Raw genomic sequence first — 20,555 nt, 5'->3', positions numbered from 1 at the left:
ACATTTTTAAAAAAAAAATAAATTATGTTCTAATATTTTGTTAAAAAAAATTATATTGCGAATAATTTAAAACTAAACAAAGGACTAAACACATCTTATTATGAAAAAATTTATATTATTATTATTCCTATTAAACGTCACGCTTCTTTTTGCCCAAAAGGAAGTTTCGGGTGTAGTACAAGATAATACTGGTGCTGGATTACCAGGTGTTAATATCATCGAGAAAGGAACGAACAACGGGGTTTCCACCGACAGCGATGGAGGATATAAAATAAAAGTGAAAGAAGGTGCCACTTTAGTTTTTAGTTATGTAGGATTCTCTACTATCGAAAAATTGGTTACAGGCACTTTTATCAAGGTTGTTTTATCAGAAGAGGGCGGAGAAGTCCTGAAAGATATTGTAATTGTGGGTTCCAGAAACTCAAAAAGAACGGTGGTAAATTCAGCGGTCCCCATTGATATCATTAACGTAAGAGACGTAACGACACAAAGCGGAAAATTAGAAATTAATGAATTACTTCAATATGTTGCACCTTCATTCAATGCCAGTAAACAATCAGGTTCCGACGGTGCAGATCATGTTGACCCAGCTTCATTAAGAGGTTTAGGCCCCGATCAAACGCTCGTTTTGATAAACGGAAAAAGAAGACACCAATCGTCTCTTGTCAATCTTTTTGGAACTCGTGGAAGGGGAAATACCGGAACAGATTTGAATGCGATTCCGGCATCTTCAATAAAAAGAATTGAAATTTTGAGAGATGGTGCTGCTGCACAATATGGATCTGACGCTATAGCAGGAGTGATCAATATTGTTATGAATGACAATGTAAATGAATTAACTGGTGCCGTAACTTACGGTGCCTATAATACAAATGCAAAAGGAGATTTTCTTCCCGGAACCGCTAATACAGATGGCAATCGATTAGACCAAAATGGTTTCGGTAATTCTAAAGGCAAAAATAAAAGTTTTGATGGTGGTTCTATAAAAGTAGCAGCTAATTATGGTGTTGCGATTGGAGAAAAAGGCGGTTTTGCTAATTTTACCACAGAATATTTAAGTAAAAATAAAACCTTACGCCCTGGATATGATTTCAGAAAAGGTTTTGGTGAAGCAGAAATTCAAGGATTCAATTTTTTTGGAAACATGGCTATTCCTGTATCCGATAAAACTGAATTTTACGCTTTTGGCGGAAGAAACTATAGAGATACGGATGCATATGCTTTTACAAGAAATGATGGTGAACGAGTAGTAGAATCCGTATATCCTGGAGGTTACACCCCTAGAATTACGTCAAATATTATTGACAACTCTATTGCTGCAGGTTTTAGAACTGAAACGGCAAGTGGTTGGAAAATAGACATTAGCAATACATTTGGAAAAAACCTTTTCCATTATTTCATCAAAGGAACTATCAATGCTTCAGTGGAAGATGCTTCTCCAACAGAATTTGATGCCGGAGGGCATAGTTTGAGCCAAAACACAACTAATTTTGATTTTTCAAAAAACTACAGTTCCGTTTTATCAGGAATGAATCTTGCATTTGGAGCAGAATTCAGAACTGAAAAATTCAACATTTTTGCCGGAGAACAAGGTTCTTACGCTACTTATGACACCAATGGATTTCCTATAACTAATCCTGCAACTCAATCTGCTCCAATCGATCCTATTTCCGGAGAGCCAAGACCAGGAGGTTCTCAAGGGTTTCCGGGATATAGTCCCGCAAATGTCGTTGATAAAAGTCGTACGAACTTGTCTTTATATACGGATACAGAATTTGATATAACGGATAGTTTTTTAGTAAGTGCAGCGGTTCGTTTTGAAAACTACAGTGATTTTGGAAGTACTGTTAATGGAAAAATAGCGACTAGACTTAAAGCTTCGAAAAACATTAATTTTAGAGGTTCGTTAAGCACAGGATTTAGAGCACCTTCATTGGCACAAATTTACTACAACTTACGTTTTACTAATTTTAATGCCGGAGGAGCAACAGAAGTGCTACTCTCACCAAACAATAGCCCTGTAACGCAAGCATTTGGAATCGGGAAATTAAATGAGGAAAAAGCAGTTAATGCATCATTAGGTTTTACTTCAAATTTTGGAGATTTTACAGCTACAGTCGATGGATATTATATTAAGGTAAAAGACAGAATTGTTTTAACTGGCTATTTTGATGCAAGCCAACTAAATCTTGGTGTTTCAGCTGCCCAATTTTTTACCAATGGTGTTGATACAAGAACAGCTGGTTTAGATTTAGTTTTTGCATGGAAAAAAACATTTGGCGATTCAAGATTGGGAGCGACGTTGGTTGGAAATATTAATGACATGAAAATTGACAATGTGAAAAACGGAAGTTTAGACGAAGGTACTTTTTTTGGAAAACGTGAAAAAGCATTCTTATTGGCTTCAGCGCCAAAAAGTAAATTTGGCTTAAATCTTAATTATTCTAAAAATAAATTCGATGCTGGTCTAGCTTTCACCCATTTTAGTAAAGTAGTTCTTGTGGATTATGCTGATGAAGATGACGTATACAACGCAAAAACGGTTACTGATTTAACTTTAGGCTACAAATTATCGAAGCAATTAAAATTAAGCATTGGAAGCAATAACCTTTTCAATATTTACCCTGACAAACAAGATGAGCAAGGAAATACTGAAGCAGGAGGATATTGGGATTCAGTACAAATGGGATTCAGTGGTGCCTATTATTATGCTCGATTGGGATTTAATTTCTAATTCAATTATCCAATGATTATAAAAGGGCTGTCAATGACAGCCCTTTTTTTATTTCGCTTACTCTCCCAAAATTAAATTCATACTAACCGCTATTATTGACGGAAAATATATGCTACCGATTAGCGTAGTATGATCACACTACAAAAATAAAACAAAAAACCCCGAGCGTAAAACTCAGGATTCTTGGTTTGATGTACTAACAAATACTATTTTATTCGTTGTGTAAAAACGCTTGCCTATTCAGTAACGTTTCTTCGCTTTCGACGTGATTGTCATCCGGAATACAACAATCTACAGGACATACAGCCGCACATTGTGGCTCATCATGAAAACCTTTACATTCAGTACATTTTCCCGGTACAATATAATACACTTCGTCAGAAATGGGAGTTTGAGCTTCATCAGAATCAATTTCGGTTCCGTCAGGTAAAATCACTTTCCCTTTTAGTTTTGTTCCGTCTTTATATCTCCAATCGTCCGCTCCTTCGTATATTGCTGTATTTGGGCACTCGGGTTCACAAGCACCACAATTGATACATTCGTCTGTAATTATAATTGCCATCTTTTTAATTTAGGATTAAGGAAATAAGATTTTGGATTTAAGATTCTCATATCTTTCCTCTTTTAATCTTTTAACTATACGTTTTATAGCTTATTTTTGTGCAAAATTACAATCAAAACTATTGATAAGCAAACATTATGACATTAGAAACAAAAAAAAGTGTTTTTGTTGAATTAGGAAAATTTTTAAGTCAGTTTTCTGAAAATAACACTTTAAAAAATCCGGCCGTTTTGCGCAACGAAACGTTTTTTGATGCTTTTGTTGAATTAATACATTTATCACAATCGCACAATGGCTGGTACACTCCTGAAAACGTCTATTTCTCTATACATTCTTGGGCAGAAGCTTTAACAGAAGAGAATCTGAATAAATGGCTTTCAAGCTACACAATTCCGATCCGAGATCCTAAAAATGTCGCGTTGATTCTTGCCGGTAATATTCCTTTGGTAGGTTTTCACGATTTCCTTTCGGTTTTGATTACAGGAAATAATGTGCTGGTAAAAACATCATCAAACGATCAGCATTTATTGCCTTTTTTAGCGAAATACATTATTGCGGTTAATCCTGAATTTGCTAATACTATCACTTTCGTAGATGGAAAATTAGAAAATTTTGATGCCGTAATAGCTACAGGAAGTAACAACACAGCTCGTTACTTTGAATATTATTTTAAAGACAAACCTTCCATTATTCGAAAAAGCAGAAATTCAGTAGCGGTTTTGACCGGAAATGAAACCAAAGAACAACTTACTGCTTTGGGCGAAGATATTTTTCGCTATTTTGGATTAGGTTGCCGCAATGTTTCTAAACTTTTTGTGCCGAAAGGATATTCCTTTGTTCCTTTTTTTGAAGCGATATTTGCCTACCAAGACGTAATTCATTACGAAAAATACGCTAACAATTACGATTACAACAAAGCCGTTTTCCTGATGAGTAATTTTAAATTATTGGATAATGGATTTCTGACTTTAAAAGAAGATCAAAGTCATGCCTCGCCTATTTCGAGTGTTTTTTATGAGTTTTACGATGATCTAAATGAATTAAAAATGAGATTAAAGTCTGAAAATGAACTGTTACAATGTATTGTTGCTGATGAAACTATAGAAAACAGCGTGACATTTGGACAAACTCAAAATCCCCGATTATGGAATTACGCAGATAACACAGATACAATTTCATTTATGTTAACGATATAGCCAAAAAAAGTTCAATTATTCCGAATAAATTAACGCTTTTTAAACTCCTATTGTCGAAATTTGCATTTTAATTTTTTGGACATAAACTACACCATGAAAAAACACAACTACAGCGCAGGACCTTGTATTTTACCGCAAGAAGTTTTTGAAAAATCAGCACAAGCAATTTTAAATTTTAACGATTCCGGATTATCACTTTTAGAAATTTCGCACAGAAGCAAAGACTTCGTTGCGGTAATGGATGAAGCGAGAGCCATCGTTCTTGAACTTTTAGGTCTCGAAGGCAAAGGATATCAAGCATTATTTCTTGCTGGCGGAGCAAGTTTAGAATTTTTAATGGTTCCTTATAACTTGATGAGTGAAGGCGGAAAAGCGGCTTATCTTGATACAGGAACTTGGGCAGCAGCAGCTATAAAAGAAGCAAAACTTTTTGGAGATACAGTTGTTGTCGCTTCCTCAAAAGAACAAAATTACAATCATATTCCAAAAGGATATACAATATCAGCAGATGCTGATTATTTCCATTGCACCAGTAATAACACTATTTTTGGAACGCAAATGAAAGAATTTCCATCAGTTGATATGCCACTTGTATGCGATATGAGTTCTGATATTTTTTCAAGAGAATTGGATTTTTCTATATTTGATTTGATTTATGCAGGAGCACAAAAAAATATGGGTCCCGCAGGAACTACTTTGATTGTTGTAAAAGAAGAAATTTTAGGTAAAAATGGTAGAATAATCCCAAGTATGCTGGATTACGCCAAACATATCAAAGCCGAAAGCATGTACAATACACCGCCTGTTTTCCCTGTTTACGCATCTTTATTGACGCTACAATGGTTGAAAAACCTTGGTGGAATTGCTGCTATTGAAAAAATAAACAATGCTAAAGCGGCATTGCTTTATGGAGAAATTGACAGAAACCCATTATTCAAAGGAGCTGCAGCTGTTGAAGATCGTTCGAACATGAATGCTACTTTTTTATTGAATGACGAAGCGCATGCAGAGACATTTGATACAATGTGGAAAGCAGCGGGAATATCTGGATTACCGGGGCACCGTTCAGTAGGTGGTTACAGAGCTTCTATGTATAATGCGCTTCCGTTAGAAAGTGTTCAGGTGTTAGTGGATGTAATGAAAGAATTGGAAGCCAAAGTCTAGTTTTTAGCCGCACTTTTCAGTTATACAAAATAGCAATTGAATTCTGGATTCCTAGCCCTGATAGCAGTGAAAATCCTTTCTAGTCCTGAACTTGTTTCAGGATCCTGAAACAAGTTCAGGACTAGAAAGATTGTAACGGATAGCGGGAAATAGCTTCAGAAAAATAAAATAAAAATAATATGAGGACTAGATTGCTTCTTTCCTCGCAATGACATAAAAAATGAAAGTATTAGCCAATGACGGAATTTCTAAAAGTGGAATATTAGCTTTAGAAAAAGGTGGATTTGAAGTTATAACGACTAAAGTAGCGCAAGAACAGGTGGCTAATTTTGTTAATGAAAATAATGTAAGCGTAGTTTTGGTTCGTAGTGCGACTAAAGTTCGTAAAGATATCATTGATGCTTGCCCAGGATTGAAAATTATAGGTCGGGGCGGTGTAGGAATGGATAATATTGATGTGGATTATGCGAAAAGCAAAGGGATTCACGTAATAAACACTCCAGCTTCATCCTCAGGATCAGTTGCAGAATTAGTTTTTGCACACTTATTTTCTGGTGTTCGTTTTTTACATGATTCGAACAGAAACATGCCGCTTGAAGGAGATACCAACTTTGATGGTTTGAAGAAAGCATACGCAAACGGAATCGAATTAAGAGGAAAAACACTTGGAATAGTTGGAATTGGCCGTATTGGTCAAGCTACCGCTAAAATGGCGTTAGGATTAGGAATGAAAGTTATTGCTGCCGATAGTTTTATCCCGCAAGTTGATGTTAAAGTTGAATTTTTTGACGGACAATCCATCACAACAAATATCGTTTCTCAATCATTGGAATCTTTATTCAAAGAAGCTGATTTCATTACGTTACACGTTCCCGCACAAGATGGTTACATCATTGGAGAAAAAGAATTGGCTATAATGAAAGACGGTGTAGGTATTGTAAACTGCGCTCGTGGCGGCGTTATTGACGAAGTTGCATTAGTAAAAGCATTAGACAGCGGAAAAGTATTATTTGCTGGACTAGATGTTTTTGAAAACGAACCAACTCCTGAAATGGCTATTTTGATGAATCATAAAATCTCGTTGACTCCACACATTGGAGCGGCAACAGGAGAAGCCCAAGATAGAATTGGTACTGAATTAGCCTCACAAATTATTAGTATATTAGGTTAATTTTTCCTTCTTAAATATTTAATGAGAGGCTGTTTGATAAAAACAGCCTCTTTTTTTACTTAACAGTATACCAATCAATGATTTGTTTTATGTAACTTTATAATTCAATTTTATTATCATGAAGAATAGCTACTACATAATAATTGTCATTTTTTGTTTGCTTTTGGGCTGTACTACCTCAAAGTCTGCTTTTCCAAATACTGAAAAATCAGTTGCGGCTCAAGGCGATACGGTAAGAATTGCCAATGACAAACTGGAATATGAAGTGATTATTATTGATCCCGGTTTTAATACCTGGCTCAATTCAAGAGCATTCCCACGACAATATCATTCTCAATCTTTTTTTGAAAACAAAAACCAGTTTTATGTGAGTGAATGGAACAGTCGGGTGTTGCAACCGCAACGATATGATCCCAATTTGTACGAAATGACAATCAATTATGACCCTAATATTGATTATGGGTACGAGGTAAATTATTTGATATACAATTATATGATTTATTTTCAAAACACGTACAAACAAAAACTTTTTGGTTTTGTCCCCATCAGATAATGTTGCTATATTTGTATTCATTATAAATAAAAATGAACAAACTTAAACAGCGATGGGGAATTGAAACTAATTTTCAACTTACCCTAATATTTATTGTTTTTGCAATAACCGGATCGGCATCGGCATGGCTTTCAAAACCGTTTTGTTTTTGGCTTGGAATTACAAAAGAAGATTTAAGCTATTGGTTCACTCCTATCAGATTAATTTTAATTTTCCCAATCTATCAAGTACTTTTGGTTCTAATTGGTTTTTTATTTGGACAGTTCAGATTCTTTTGGGCTTTCGAAAAAAAATTGCTGAAACGCATGGGATTAGGATTTCTTTTTAACGACTAACTAAAAATGCCTCGAATTACGAGGCATTTTTGTTTTTAATTACATAATTATAAATCCAGGTTAAGGTAAACGTTGGTATAAAATCCGAAAATGGTGAAATTTCTTCCAGAAATGTCACTACTCCTCCCACTCGACCTATTGTTCCTTTATACATCCAAGTCATCAAAAAACCGGCTAAAGGAGCCCAAATTACATCTGAAAATTCACCGATTAAGGGGACGGTAAATGAAAGCATTCCAATGGAATCAAACAGAATTCCCAACACCAAATCTCTAGTTTTGTTATTTACTGCACTAACGGACACTTGTTCTGTCATGGTATTTTGATTATTATTTTCAAACTACTTACAAATCTAATGCCAATTATTTTTTTAGCTTAGCTTGATATAATTTTTTCAACTTATCAATTTTGGGCGTGATAACATAGCTGCAATATCCCTGCATTTTGTTCTGATTGTAATAGTTTTGGTGGTAATTTTCCGCAACATAAAACTTGGGGGCTGGAGAAACTTTGGTAACAATTGGTTTGCCAAACGTATTTTCAGTAGTCATTAAAGCCATATAATCTTCGGACATTTGTTTCTGGACAGAATTATGGTAAAAAATTTCACTGCGGTATTGTGTCCCGATATCATTCCCCTGACGGTTCAATGTCGTGGGATCGTGTGTAGCAAAAAATATTTCCAAAAGCTCACCAAAACTGATTTTATTAGTATCAAATGTAATCTCAATCGCCTCAGCATGGCCGGTTTCTCCAGTACCAATTTCCTGATACGTAGGATTTACCGTGTTTCCTCCAATGTATCCTGAAACCACTTTACTAACACCGTCCAGTTCTAAAAAAACTGCTTCAGTACACCAAAAACAACCTCCCGCAAAGGTTGCAACTTCAATTTCGTTTTGTATTTCCATATTTTTAGTTTCTATACTTTTAGGCAAAATAACATTCTTTTCTTTTGCACAAAATGAAAAAGGCAACAGCGCCAAAAAAAACCCAATTATTTTTTTCATTATATATGATTTAAAGTCAAAGTTATTCATTAAAATCCTTCGAATATTCCCTCTTAACTAAAGTTTATACTTTGTCAAATCAAAATTTACTATGATGCTTTCAATAATCACTAAAATCTTTGTTTCTTTGTCAAAACAGTTTTAAAATGATCCAAGCAAAAAATCTACATAAATATTATGATCAACTTCACGTATTAAAAGGAGTAGATTTGCATATTCAAAAGGGAGAAATTGTTTCCATAGTAGGTGCTTCCGGTGCCGGGAAAACGACACTTTTGCAAATTCTCGGTACTTTAGACAAGCCAACCGTTGAAAACGGAATCGAATTGCGCATCAACAATGAAGACATTCTGACCATGAATGACAAAAACTTATCTAAATTCAGGAACCTAAATTTAGGTTTTATATTTCAATTCCATCAATTATTGCCTGAATTTACCGCACTGGAAAATGTATGTATTCCTGCATTTATTGCTAATAAATCCAAAGAGGAAACTGAGGTCGAAGCCAAAAAATTATTGACATATCTTGGCCTTTCACATCGAATGAACCACAAACCAAATGAACTTTCTGGTGGGGAACAACAACGTGTGGCGGTGGCCAGAGCGCTGATTAATAAACCAGCCATCATTTTTGCTGATGAGCCTTCCGGAAATCTCGACACGGCTTCCGCTGAGAACCTGCATCAATTATTTTTCAAACTGCGAGATGAATTGGGACAAACCTTTGTCATTGTTACTCATAATGAAGATTTAGCCAATATGGCCGATAGAAAACTAATAATGGTTGACGGATTAATTAGTAATTAGGAGCTATTTCCAGCTATTCACTATATCTTTTTATTTTAAAAGAAAAAATAAAAAGGATGCCGTTTCTATCTGGGCTAAACCTTGCAAGAACAAGCTGTACTTCCTAAAAAAAATTAGTATCATAAGTCATCATCAATAATGAATCCATCAGAACTTAAAGATTTTCTCGACGAAAAAGTCTTGCAATACAACACACTCGACTTCATAGAAAGTGATCCGGTACAAATTCCACATTTATTCTCACTAAAAGAAGACATTGAAATTGCCGGTTTTCTCAGTGCCACTATTGCTTGGGGAAATCGCAAGATGATTATAAATAATTCACATCGTATGATGGATTTAATGGGAAACGCCCCGTTTGATTTTGTCATGTCGCACACCGAAAATGATTTGGAACGATTGGAAACTTTTGTACATCGCACGTTCAACGGAATCGATTTTGCCAGTTTTATTAGAAGTCTACAGCACATCTACACCAATCATGGCGGTTTAGAAGCAGTGTTCAGCAAACATCAGGAAACCCATTCGATGCAAAAAAGCATCCATGAATTCAAGAAAATATTCTTCGAAATTCCACACCAGTACAGAACCCAAAAACATATTTCGGATCCGCTGAATAATTCGGCAGCAAAAAGAATCAACATGTATCTTCGTTGGATGATTCGCCAAGACAACAAAGGAGTCGATTTAGGAATTTGGAAAAGTATTTCAACAGCTTCATTATCTTGCCCTTTGGACGTACATTCCGGAAATGTGGCACGCAAATTAGCAATATTGACACGAAAACAAAATGACGGCAAAGCTTTGTCAGAATTGGATTTAAAACTTCGTGAATTTGATGCAAAAGATCCCGTAAAGTACGATTTTGCTTTATTTGGATTAGGGGTTTTCGAAGGATTTTGACTTCCTGAAACGGTATTTTATTGTTTGTGTAATTTTTATTTATATATTTAAACCGAAAGTTGTTTTAGAACAGTTCCCGCTATTTTATTTACGACAAATGCCTTTACAAAAATTGAACTTAAACTGAACAAAAACATGAAAACCTACTTCTATGTTTTGCTGCGAGATAATATTGACGTCAACATTATTTTCCGAGCTGAATTAATATTTTTCAATAGCCTAAAAAAATTAAAAACTGAATTTAATTTTCCCAATAATTCTTTTTATAAACTCAAATTACCTAGTAATTTGATTCGGCATTTTATCAAACACAACTTGCTTTTTATCTTTCCAAGCTTCAAGCTGTTACTAGATCTAAAAAATAATGGATTTGACAACAAAGACATATTTAATGATGTCGTCAAAACAAGTCTTTTTTTAACATAGATTGTATTAGTTTGTAACAAAAATTATAAATAAGCTTTCATCATAATGGGTGTAATCTTTGTTTACGTACTTTGATAATTTACTGAAATCAACAAGTTTTAAATAACTTCATTAAATTATCATAAGTCAGAAACCATTGTTGATGACTTTTCGTAGATATAAATGTTAGGTATTAGACCAATCATTCCTATTTGGCATTCCCAAGTAGAATAAATTAGAGATTCACTTTATGACAAAAAAATTACTCAGAGAAAAACTACGAAATAAAATTGCAGAAGTCATAAATTTCTACCAATTAATTTTAAAGAAGCAGTCGTATACATTTTTACTAGAATTAAAATTAATGTACCATGATTGATGCCAAAAAAATTGTCTTAGCAGAAGATAATTCTATTTTTTTGTTGTTGTTAAAATTTAGGTTAGAAAAAGAAGGTTATAAAATTCTGACCGCTGTAAATGGCAAAGAAGCAATTGAATTAATTGAAGAACACAGTCCAGAATTAATTTTGACCGATATTATGATGCCTTTCATCAGCGGATTAGAAGTCATTAGTCATGTAAGAAATAAACTGAACATGCAAACTCCTATTATTGTTTTTTCATCAGCCGGTCAAGAGGAAATAGTCCTTAAAGCATTTGATTTAGGTGCTACTGATTTTATGAGTAAACCTTTAAGCCCTAATGAACTGGTCATTAGAATAAAAAGATTACTGCCGTAATAATTTAAATTGCCAGATATTACACTATGAATACAAATTACTATTTGATTGATTATTTTCATGAATCGCCATCTATTATTCAAGTAGCATGGAGCATTAGTGGTGTGTTTTTTATAATTCTCACTCCATTGATTCTTTATCTAAAATTTTTGAGAGGACATTTAAGAAAAAAAGAGAGAGTGACTGCTGAATTTGAGAATGATTACGAATCGTCTCTTATTAAATATTTGTATTCTGGAAATGACGAAGAGGAGATAAGCGCAGAGCAAAAAGTAATTATTAATCAATTAAAAGAATGTATTCCAGACCCTTTCAGACGAAAAATTTTAATTGCTGTTTTGTTAAAATTAAAAAATGAAGTTTCAGGGGAAATTGCTGAATCTATTCAGAAACTGTACTTTCATACCGGTCTTGTCAATTTTGCTTTATCACGATTAAAACATAAAAAATGGTACGTCATAGCTAAAGGAATTCGCGAACTAAAGCAATTTCATGTCAAGGAAGCACATGATGAAGTTATTGTTCACATCAATCATCACAGAAAAGAAGTCCGAAAAGAAATGCAATTGTACATGGTCAATTTATTTTATTTTGAAGGACTTGATTTTTTAGATATTTTAGAAACGCAATTATCAGAGTGGGACCAGATTCAATTATTAGAAGTATTGCAACGAATGGAAAACCAAAATATTTCTAATATTAAATCTTGGTTGAATTCCGATAATGATTCCGTTATCATTTTTGCTTTAAAACTTGCAAAAATTTACAATCAGTTCGAGGCAAAAGATGAACTGATTATTTTGCTGTACCACATTAATAAAAAAATCAGACTGGAGGCAATACATGTATTAAGTTATTTGAATGCTCTGGAAGCCAAAGAAATTTTGAAAAATAATATAGAAGAACGCAGTCCGGAGGAACAAATTGCATTTTTTAAAATGATGGAGGATTTGTATGAACAAACGGATGAATCTTTTGTAGTGAAATACATCCATCACGAAATTTTTGAAATTAAAGTTTCTACTTTAAAAATTTTAAAAGTACTTAACAGAGAAAGATTCAATCTTATTAAATTCGAATCTTCAGAGCCAAAATTTTTGAGAATTGTTAATTTTATAGAAAACAATTAAAGATGGGTGTAACTACATATCAAATTATTCTTGAGGTAATTCATTATTTATTTTTTATTTACAGCATTGCGGCAATAGGATCTTATCTTTTACTTGCCGCCATTTCTGGTGTGGAGACGGTTGAATACAAAAGAAAAAACAGTTTTGTCAATTACAAAGAAATAATGTCCTCAAACATTTCACCTTCAATTTCTATCATCGCACCGGCGTATAATGAAAGCTTAAATATTGTTGAAAACGTGCGTTCCTTATTGTCTAATCACTATGTAAATTACAACGTAATCATAGTAAACGACGGAAGTAAAGATGATAGCTTGGAAAAACTGATTGAAGTTTATGATTTGGTACTGGTAGATTATCTCATCAACGAACAAATTCCGACCAAACCCCTTAGAAAAGGAATTTACAAATCAATAAATCCCGCATTTGAAAAACTGATTATCGTTGATAAAGAAAACGGAGGAAAATCTGATGCTTTGAATATGGGACTTAATATAAGCAACAGTAAATATGTAGCTTGTATCGATGTGGATTGCTTATTATTAGAAGATTCTCTTCAAAAAATGATAAAGCCATTTCTGGAGACCACTGACAGGAGAGTTATTGCTGCCGGTGGAGTGATCAGAATTTCGAATTCCTGTGTTGTCATCGACGGTAAATTACATGACGTTAATTTTCCTAAAAAACTATTAGAGCAAGGACAAATTCTAGAATACATTCGTGCTTTTTTATTAGGAAGAATGGCTTGGAGCAGACTCAATGGTTTGTTAGTTATTTCTGGAGCTTTTGGTCTTTTTGATAAAAAAATTGCAATTAGGGTTGGCGGTTACGACACTAAAACTGTAGGAGAAGATATGGAGCTTGTGGTGAGAATGAGAGGCCACATGGAGGAGCTGAAAAAAAAATATAAAGTAGCGTATATTCCTGATCCGTTGTGCTGGACCGAAGCTCCTGATAATTATAAAATATTTATTTCCCAAAGAAACAGATGGACGCGCGGAACTATTGAAACCTTAAGAAGACATCGTAAAATTGGCTTTAATCCAAAATATAAAGCGCTGGGAATGCTGAGTTATCCATATTGGTTTTTTTTCGAAAGATTGGCACCGGTAATTGAAGTGGTTGGTCTGTTTTATTTTGGAATCCTTATTTTGCTGAATCTAGTACGATGGGATTATTCAATTGCCTTTATTACTTTAGCCTATTTATTTACCGTTTTCTTTTCGCTGATAGCTTTAGTTACTGAAGAATTAACCTATCATCAGTATAAAAAGAAAGGAACGGGTTTTCGCTTATTACGGATTGCTTTTTTAGAACCAATCGTTACTCATCCCTTTATATTATATGCGGCAATTCGAGGAAATATAGATTACTATTTTAACAAAAATAAGAAATGGGGAGAAATGACCCGAAAAGGAATGACGAAAGGATAAAATAATAAACCACAGATCAATGAAAATGAAATTTACTTATAAAGACATTTTAGAATACCTATATGCAACGGTTTCGTTAATCCTTGTTTTTTGCCTGTTGAGTTTTATTGAAGTAATTAAAAATTTTGATAAACTGTCATTTGCGTATAGAATATTAAATGATTTTTTCACCGGTATGTTAATTGGATTGTTGTTTTTTCCATTGTATTTAGTTTTAAAATACATTAAAAATTCTGTGGGAATAATTGTCATCAAAATATTATTCTCTATTATTGCGCTCATTCAACTTGGACTAATAGGATACAGCCTAACCACTCATATTAATCTTGGTGCAGATCTTTTAGGGTATTCTTTGAGTGATATCTACACTACTGTTACTGCATCTATATCCATTTCATTCCTTCTATTTTTACCGTTGATAATTTTGCCTGTTATTTATTTGGGAATGACCTGGTTGTTGCATTTTTTTGGACATAAAATCAACTCTAAAATTTTACTTGTAGCTGTATTCTTTTTTGGAAGTTTAAATTTAGTACTTGCCGGAAGCGGTAAACCTGCTACTCAAAACAAATTGAATTTCTTGTTAAGTGACATCATTCGTGCTGAAAATGATAAATCTTTGGCTACTCAGGACAATCCCACTTTTAGAAAAGAATACCCTTTAGAACAATCTTCAGAAAACACTAAAGATGTTCTGGCGCCATTTTTCAACATCAGCAAAGAAAAACCAAATGTTGTTTTTATAATTGTCGAAGGACTTGGTAGTGATTTTACGGATGACGGTGAGTACAAAGGTTTCACGCCGTACTTGGATTCGTTGACTTCGAAATCCCTTTATTGGGAGAATTTCGTAAGTACTTCTGGTCGAACATTTGGCGCACTGCCCTCGTTATTAGGTTCGTTGCCTTTTGGCGAAAATGGCTTTATGGAATTAAATCCGTTACCAAAACACAATTCACTTATCAGTATACTGAAATCAAACGGATACACTACCAATTACTTTTGTGGTGATGAATCCAGTTTTGACAGAAAAAGTAATTTCTTAGAATACAATGGTATCGATAAAATAATAGATATCAATAAATTTGGCCCCGGATACGTTAAAACAAAAGAAAATTCCGGTGGATTTTCATGGGGTTATCCCGACGCTGAAATATATCGTAAAGCATTAACTGAGTTAAAAGGTAGCAAGCAACCTAGTCTGGATATTATAATGACGCTCACCAATCACGAACCTTTTGATTTCCCTTCTAAAAAAGTGTATTTAGAAAAAGTGGAACACATTTTAAAAAACAAATCATATTTTGAGAAAAACAAACTAAATGAATACAAAGACATATTTGCCTGTTTGTTGTACACGGACAATTCTATCCAAAATTTCATGGAAGCCTATTCTAAAAGACCTGATTATGTAAATACCATTTTTATAATTACAGGTGATCACAGGCTAATTCCGGTACCGCAAAAAGATAATTTATCGCGTTTTCATGTTCCTTTTTACATTTACAGCCCTATGCTGAAAAAAACGGCAAAATTCAAATCTATTTCTTCACACAGTGATGTAACGCCAAGTTTAGTTTCTTTCTTAACAAATAATCACAAATTCAATGTATTAGAAAAAACAACCTGGCTTGGTAAGGGACTCGACACTGTGAAACAATTTAGAAATATTCACAATATTCCTTTGATGCGATACAAAGGAAGCATCAATGATTATATTTATAAAGATTATTTCTATTCTGATGGGACTTTGTTTAAAATTGATGAAAATTTCAATCTGATTGAAACGGACAACGATATGACGGAAACGGTAAGTAGCTCTTTCACGGATTTTAAAAAATTAAATGCTTATTTGACAACAAAAAACAAAATCACCAACGCTGTTTCAGGGTATAAGAAACCGACATATACGTTTACTGCTGAAGAATTTTCGACCATTAAGAAATTAACAAAAGGACTGGATCACGACCGCATTTTCTTTTTAGCACGAGATTTAGCATTCAAAAAAGAGCGCGAAAAAGCACGATTATTATGCAATTATGTTCTGAATGACCTTCCTAATTATGGCGACGTCAGAACTCTGAAAGGGCGAATATTAGCTTGGGATGGCGATTATAAAAATGCGGAAAAAGAATTGTTGGAAGTAATCAACAGAACCCCTTTTTTTGGTGATTCCTATTTAGCGCTGATTGATGTGTATTGGTGGTCAAACCAAAATAAAAAAGCAGTGGCTATTGGCAAACAAGCATTAAGCAATCAAATAAATGATGCCGAATTGGGTTATAAATTGGCTCAGGCATACAATAGAATGCAGAATTATAAAGATTCAAACAAAATTATGGATAGCCTATTGGTGCTATATCCTAAAAATAAAGAATACTCAAATTTTAAAAATTCCTTAAAAAAATGATGGCAAAAATAATTATAAAATTAACTTTTATGTTCGTACTTTTTGGCAGCTTTCAAGTGTCCGGACAAGAAATTAAATTTGATGGTGATCCGGATGCTTCTTTCGAAAATGCTCGTAATCTAGCATTCAACCTTAAGCGGAAACAAGCGCAGGACACCTTATTATTTATCCTGACAAAATATCCTGATTACCATGACGTAAGATCATTTTTGGCAACGACATACTCTTGGGACGGTGAATATAAAAAAGCCAGAAAAGAATTTAATTATGTTCTGGAGAAAGACAAAGAGAATAAAACTATTTGGATGGCAGCCATAAAAAATGAATTGTGGGGTGACTTGCCGTTTGCAGCAATAGAAATGACGAATAACGCGTTAAAAACGTTCCCTAATGACTCCGAGTTATTGTTATTGAAAGCAAGTGCGCAAGAAAATACAAATAATCCATTAGAAGCATTAAGTACGATTCAATTCGTGTTGGATCAAAATCCTGACGACCAGAAAGCCAAAGATTATAAAGCGACGTTAAACAATGGCTTGAGCCGAAACGCGATTGGAATAACCTCTTCAGTGGATATTTATTCCGATGTTTTTGACCCAATGCAGTATTATGCGTTGACGTACAGGAGACAAACAAAATATGGAAGTATTATAGGAAGAGTAAATTTCAATAGGAGATTTAACGAAAATGGATTGCAATATGAAGTGGATTTGTACCCAAAAATTGCAAAAGGACTGTACGCCTATGTAAATGTTGGTATTGCTAATACTTTTCTGTTTCCTGACGTAAAATATGGTGCTGAATTATTCAAATCGTTGCCTAAAAGCTTCGAAGTTTCATTGGGATTCCGGACCTTGAAGTACAATACTACCACCAATATCTACACTGGATCAATAGGCTGGTACACCGGAAATAGTTATTTATCGTTCCGTCCCTATTTTACTCCAGGAGAAACAGGAATTAGCAAATCCGGGACTTTAACCTATCGAAAATACCGAAGTGATGCTGATAATTATTTAGGTGTAGCTGTCAGTGTGGGTTTTTCACCGGAAATTAATCAATTCAATATCAATGAAAATGCAGCCAAATTTGTTGATTTAGAATCTCAGAGAATCAATCTGGGCTATTATTTTACTTCTGCAAATAAACAAAACGCCTGGGGTGCACAATTTGCGGTTTCACACCAAGAAATAATATTTGACCAAGGGAATTTCTTTTGGATTTATTCCTTAGCTCTATCGTGGGATTTAAAATTCAAATAAAATAGTGCAAAACAAATTGCTCGTTCCTTGAATAGAGTAGATTTTATAGTTTTACTTTCAAAAAGACTATCTTTGCAAAAAATTTAAGCAAATGACTACTTTTGAGCAATTCAACCTTCCTAAATCCGTACAAAAAGCGATCGACGATTTAGGATTTACAACACCCACTCCTATTCAAGAAAAAACCTTTTCTGTGATAATGTCCGGAAGAGATATGATGGGAATCGCTCAAACGGGTACCGGTAAAACATTTGCTTACCTATTGCCTTTATTAAAATTATATAAATTCACACTCGGACATACTCCAAAAATAGTTATTCTGGTACCTACTCGCGAACTTGTGGTTCAGGTAGTTGAGGAAGTAGAAAAACTGACAAAATACATGTCGGTTCGAACTATTGGGATTTTTGGTGGTGTCAATATTAATACTCAAAAAACGACTGTTTATCAAGGTTGCGACATACTGGTGGGAACCCCGGGAAGAATCATGGACTTAACGCTGGACAATGTAATTCGTTTTGAAGAAATGCAAAAGCTGGTCATCGATGAGTTTGATGAAATGCTTAATTTAGGTTTTCGTACCCAACTGACAGCTATCTTAGCGATGATGCCTAAAAAGCGTCAAAACATTCTTTTTTCCGCTACAATGACCGATGAAGTAGATGCAATTTTGAATGATTATTTTGATTATCCAGAAGAAGTTACACTTTCAGCATCAGGAACTCCATTAGAAAACATCAAACAATTATCTTACAAGGTTCCTAATTTCAATACCAAAATAAACCTTCTAAAACACTTGTTGCAAAACAACGAAGACATGAGTCGTGTTCTGGTATTTGTCAATAATAAAAAGATTTCGGATATGGTTCTCGAACGAATCGAGGAAGATTTTGACGGTCAGTTTGGAGTAATTCACTCTAATAAATCACAAAATTATCGTTTGAGCACGATGGCGTCCTTTCAAGAAGGAAATTTGCGTGGTCTGATTACCACTGATATTATGGCTAGAGGCTTAGACATTTCGAATATTACCCACGTTATCAATTTTGAAATGCCCGAAATGCCTGAATTGTATATGCACAGAATTGGTAGAACCGGTCGTGCTGATGCTTCAGGAATCGCCATAAGTTTTATCGCGCCACGTGAGGAAGAATTTAAAGTAGAGGTTGAAGTACTTATGAATATGGAAGTGGCGATTGAGTCTTTCCCGGAAAGCGTTGAAGTTTCATCCAAATTAATCGAGCCTGAAAAAGACAGACAACCGATTAAGTTTATGATGAAAAAACAGAAACTTGACGGAGATGGTGCTTTTCAAGAGAAAAGTAAAAAGAATAAGAAAGTCAATTTGGGAGGACCTGGTGTTACCAAGAAAAAAACACACGGTTCTGTAAACAGAAACATGCTAAAAACCAGAGACAAAAAGAGAAAAGACAAGAACAAATAACGATCAGTATTCCGTTTTTAGTGTTTCGTTTCTTTGTCCTCTTTTTTTTCTGAAATTGGAAGACAAAAAACAAATAGTAAAAAAGGGTTGGAAAATAGAAATCATTTCCCAACCCTTTTTCTATGAATTTTATTGAATTTTTTAGTTTAATTCTTTGTGAAAACCAAACAAACCGGAGAACACAACGCAATCTTTTTACCAGTATCATCAAGTAAACCAGTCTTTTTATTTCTCTTAAAAATTACAATATCATTTGTAAATTGATGTGCTACCAAAAGAAAATTGCCGCTTGGATCAATGGCAAAATTTCTAGGTCCTTTTCCTAAAGTGCTGGTTTGTCCCTTCAATTGTAATTTTCCGTTTTTTAGAATTCTAAAAATTGTAATGTTATTGGCTTCCCCGCGATTAGAAGCATATAAAAACTTTCCGTCCGGCGAAATATGGATATCCGCAGCACTAAAATTCCCTTTATAGTCTTTTGCAAGAACAGTGGTTTCATCAATCTTTTTTAATATTCCGTTTGAGTACCTAAATACGGTTAAAGCTCCGTCAAGTTCTTGTAATAGATAAACAAATTTCCCGTCTTTACTGAACGTCAAATGTCTCGGTCCACTTCCAGACTTCACTGAAATGCTATCTTTAATTTCTAAAACAGTACGTGCAGCATTAGGATTGTAAGCATATGAATATAATTTGTCATTACCTAAATCATTGGACAAAACAAACTTTTTATCTGGAGAAAAATGAACCATGTGCACATGAGGACCTTCTTGTCTTTGCGCATTAGTACCTTTTCCATAATGTTGAATAACTTGCTTTGCTTCAGCAAGACTTCCGTCGTTGTTTTTATTAAAAACGGAGATGTTCCCGCCAGAATAGTTTGCAACAATTACATTTTTGTCGTCGTTTATAATGTAACAAGGATTAGCACCTTTTGAACTTTGTTTGTTAATTAAGTCTAATTTTCCGCTTGCTGGATTATAACTAAAAGAACTTACGGTACTTTCAGCCCCAAATTCATTCACGGAATAAACAAAATTATTATCTTTTGAAACTGACAAATAACTTGGATTTATAACCTTTTCAGTCGCATTTTTAAAACTGAAATCACCTGTCTTTGAATCAAATTCATACACATAAATTCCTTTACTATCGCAGCTTTGGGTATAGGTTCCAATCAGTAGATTAAATCTATTCTTTTGTGATTGAACACTTGTAAAAATGAAAATTAATAGAACAACAGCAAATGGTTTTTTCATGTCTTTAAATTTTATTGTACAGCTAAAATACACAT

At 34.1% G+C, this 20,555-nt stretch carries 18 protein-coding genes; 14 read left to right on the top strand and 4 right to left on the bottom strand.

Translation table 11 applies throughout. The annotated features are described in order from the left end of the window. The first annotated feature begins 100 nt into the window (after window positions 1-100). Window positions 101-2,734 (top strand): TonB-dependent receptor, encoded by a 2,634-nt coding sequence (locus ACP7AT_RS13225; protein ID WP_426064821.1) that lies wholly within the window; start codon window positions 101-103, stop codon window positions 2,732-2,734. Window positions 2,735-2,945: 211 nt separating this feature from the next. Here the strand turns inward: ACP7AT_RS13225 and ACP7AT_RS13220 are convergent, their stop codons facing one another. After that, the gene (locus tag ACP7AT_RS13220; RefSeq protein WP_091171992.1) at window positions 2,946-3,296 is read right to left on the bottom strand and encodes a 4Fe-4S dicluster domain-containing protein; all 351 of its coding nucleotides are present in this window, start codon (window positions 3,294-3,296) and stop codon (window positions 2,946-2,948) included. A gap of 137 nt (window positions 3,297-3,433) precedes the next feature. On the opposite strand from ACP7AT_RS13220, the gene ACP7AT_RS13215 reads away from it, so the two are divergent. From ACP7AT_RS13215 to ACP7AT_RS13195, 5 genes are all read left to right on the top strand, one after another. Next, complete coding sequence (locus ACP7AT_RS13215; protein WP_426064820.1) at window positions 3,434-4,492, top strand: acyl-CoA reductase; 1,059 nt, start codon at window positions 3,434-3,436, stop codon at window positions 4,490-4,492. Between the two features lie 93 nt (window positions 4,493-4,585). After that, window positions 4,586-5,656 carry a 3-phosphoserine/phosphohydroxythreonine transaminase gene (serC, locus tag ACP7AT_RS13210; RefSeq protein ID WP_426064819.1) on the top strand — a complete coding sequence of 357 codons (1,071 nt, stop codon included), beginning with the start codon at window positions 4,586-4,588 and terminating at the stop codon, window positions 5,654-5,656. Between the two features lie 220 nt (window positions 5,657-5,876). Beyond that, entirely contained in the window at window positions 5,877-6,827 is a 951-nt protein-coding gene (locus ACP7AT_RS13205; RefSeq protein ID WP_426064817.1) for a D-2-hydroxyacid dehydrogenase, read from the top strand. Window positions 6,828-6,945: 118 nt separating this feature from the next. Next, complete coding sequence (locus ACP7AT_RS13200) at window positions 6,946-7,380, top strand: DUF6146 family protein (protein WP_426064816.1); 435 nt, start codon at window positions 6,946-6,948, stop codon at window positions 7,378-7,380. A 32-nt stretch (window positions 7,381-7,412) separates the two neighbouring features. After that, the gene (locus ACP7AT_RS13195; protein ID WP_426064814.1) at window positions 7,413-7,715 is read left to right on the top strand and encodes a DUF6787 family protein; all 303 of its coding nucleotides are present in this window, start codon (window positions 7,413-7,415) and stop codon (window positions 7,713-7,715) included. Between the two features lie 16 nt (window positions 7,716-7,731). On the opposite strand, the gene ACP7AT_RS13190 is transcribed toward ACP7AT_RS13195, so the two are convergent. Beyond that, window positions 7,732-8,031 (bottom strand): hypothetical protein, encoded by a 300-nt coding sequence (locus ACP7AT_RS13190; protein ID WP_426064813.1) that lies wholly within the window; start codon window positions 8,029-8,031, stop codon window positions 7,732-7,734. Window positions 8,032-8,077: 46 nt separating this feature from the next. Beyond that, window positions 8,078-8,626, bottom strand: a complete 549-nt coding sequence (gene msrA, locus ACP7AT_RS13185) for a peptide-methionine (S)-S-oxide reductase MsrA (protein WP_426064884.1) — start codon at window positions 8,624-8,626, stop codon at window positions 8,078-8,080. A 245-nt stretch (window positions 8,627-8,871) separates the two neighbouring features. Between msrA and ACP7AT_RS13180 the strand changes: the two genes are divergently transcribed. From ACP7AT_RS13180 to ACP7AT_RS13145, 8 genes are all read left to right on the top strand, one after another. Then, window positions 8,872-9,534: an ABC transporter ATP-binding protein gene (locus ACP7AT_RS13180; protein ID WP_426064812.1), complete on the top strand. Its 663-nt coding sequence runs from the start codon at window positions 8,872-8,874 to the stop codon at window positions 9,532-9,534. A gap of 138 nt (window positions 9,535-9,672) precedes the next feature. After that, window positions 9,673-10,437 (top strand): TIGR02757 family protein, encoded by a 765-nt coding sequence (locus tag ACP7AT_RS13175; protein ID WP_426064810.1) that lies wholly within the window; start codon window positions 9,673-9,675, stop codon window positions 10,435-10,437. Window positions 10,438-11,213: 776 nt separating this feature from the next. After that, window positions 11,214-11,582 carry a response regulator transcription factor gene (locus ACP7AT_RS13170; protein ID WP_426064809.1) on the top strand — a complete coding sequence of 123 codons (369 nt, stop codon included), beginning with the start codon at window positions 11,214-11,216 and terminating at the stop codon, window positions 11,580-11,582. Window positions 11,583-11,608: 26 nt separating this feature from the next. Continuing rightward, window positions 11,609-12,712 (top strand): hypothetical protein, encoded by a 1,104-nt coding sequence (locus tag ACP7AT_RS13165; protein ID WP_426064807.1) that lies wholly within the window; start codon window positions 11,609-11,611, stop codon window positions 12,710-12,712. Window positions 12,713-12,714: 2 nt separating this feature from the next. Continuing rightward, window positions 12,715-14,145, top strand: a complete 1,431-nt coding sequence (locus ACP7AT_RS13160; RefSeq protein ID WP_426064806.1) for a glycosyltransferase family 2 protein — start codon at window positions 12,715-12,717, stop codon at window positions 14,143-14,145. A 19-nt stretch (window positions 14,146-14,164) separates the two neighbouring features. Continuing rightward, on the top strand, window positions 14,165-16,555 hold the full coding sequence (locus tag ACP7AT_RS13155) for a sulfatase-like hydrolase/transferase (RefSeq protein ID WP_426064805.1): 2,391 nt from the start codon (window positions 14,165-14,167) through the stop codon (window positions 16,553-16,555). A 29-nt stretch (window positions 16,556-16,584) separates the two neighbouring features. After that, entirely contained in the window at window positions 16,585-17,817 is a 1,233-nt protein-coding gene (locus ACP7AT_RS13150; RefSeq protein ID WP_426064803.1) for a YaiO family outer membrane beta-barrel protein, read from the top strand. Window positions 17,818-17,908: 91 nt separating this feature from the next. After that, window positions 17,909-19,261, top strand: a complete 1,353-nt coding sequence (locus tag ACP7AT_RS13145; RefSeq protein WP_426064802.1) for a DEAD/DEAH box helicase — start codon at window positions 17,909-17,911, stop codon at window positions 19,259-19,261. Between the two features lie 146 nt (window positions 19,262-19,407). Here the strand turns inward: ACP7AT_RS13145 and ACP7AT_RS13140 are convergent, their stop codons facing one another. Continuing rightward, window positions 19,408-20,520, bottom strand: a complete 1,113-nt coding sequence (locus tag ACP7AT_RS13140) for a lactonase family protein (RefSeq protein WP_426064800.1) — start codon at window positions 20,518-20,520, stop codon at window positions 19,408-19,410. Between the last annotated feature and the right edge of the window lie 35 nt (window positions 20,521-20,555).

This window comes from Flavobacterium sp. DSP2-3-1 (assembly GCF_049896865.1).
Classification (GTDB): Bacteria; Bacteroidota; Bacteroidia; order Flavobacteriales; family Flavobacteriaceae; genus Flavobacterium.
The sequence above is the reverse complement of the archived record's forward strand: the minus strand, read 5'-3'. Positions and strand labels throughout refer to the sequence as shown.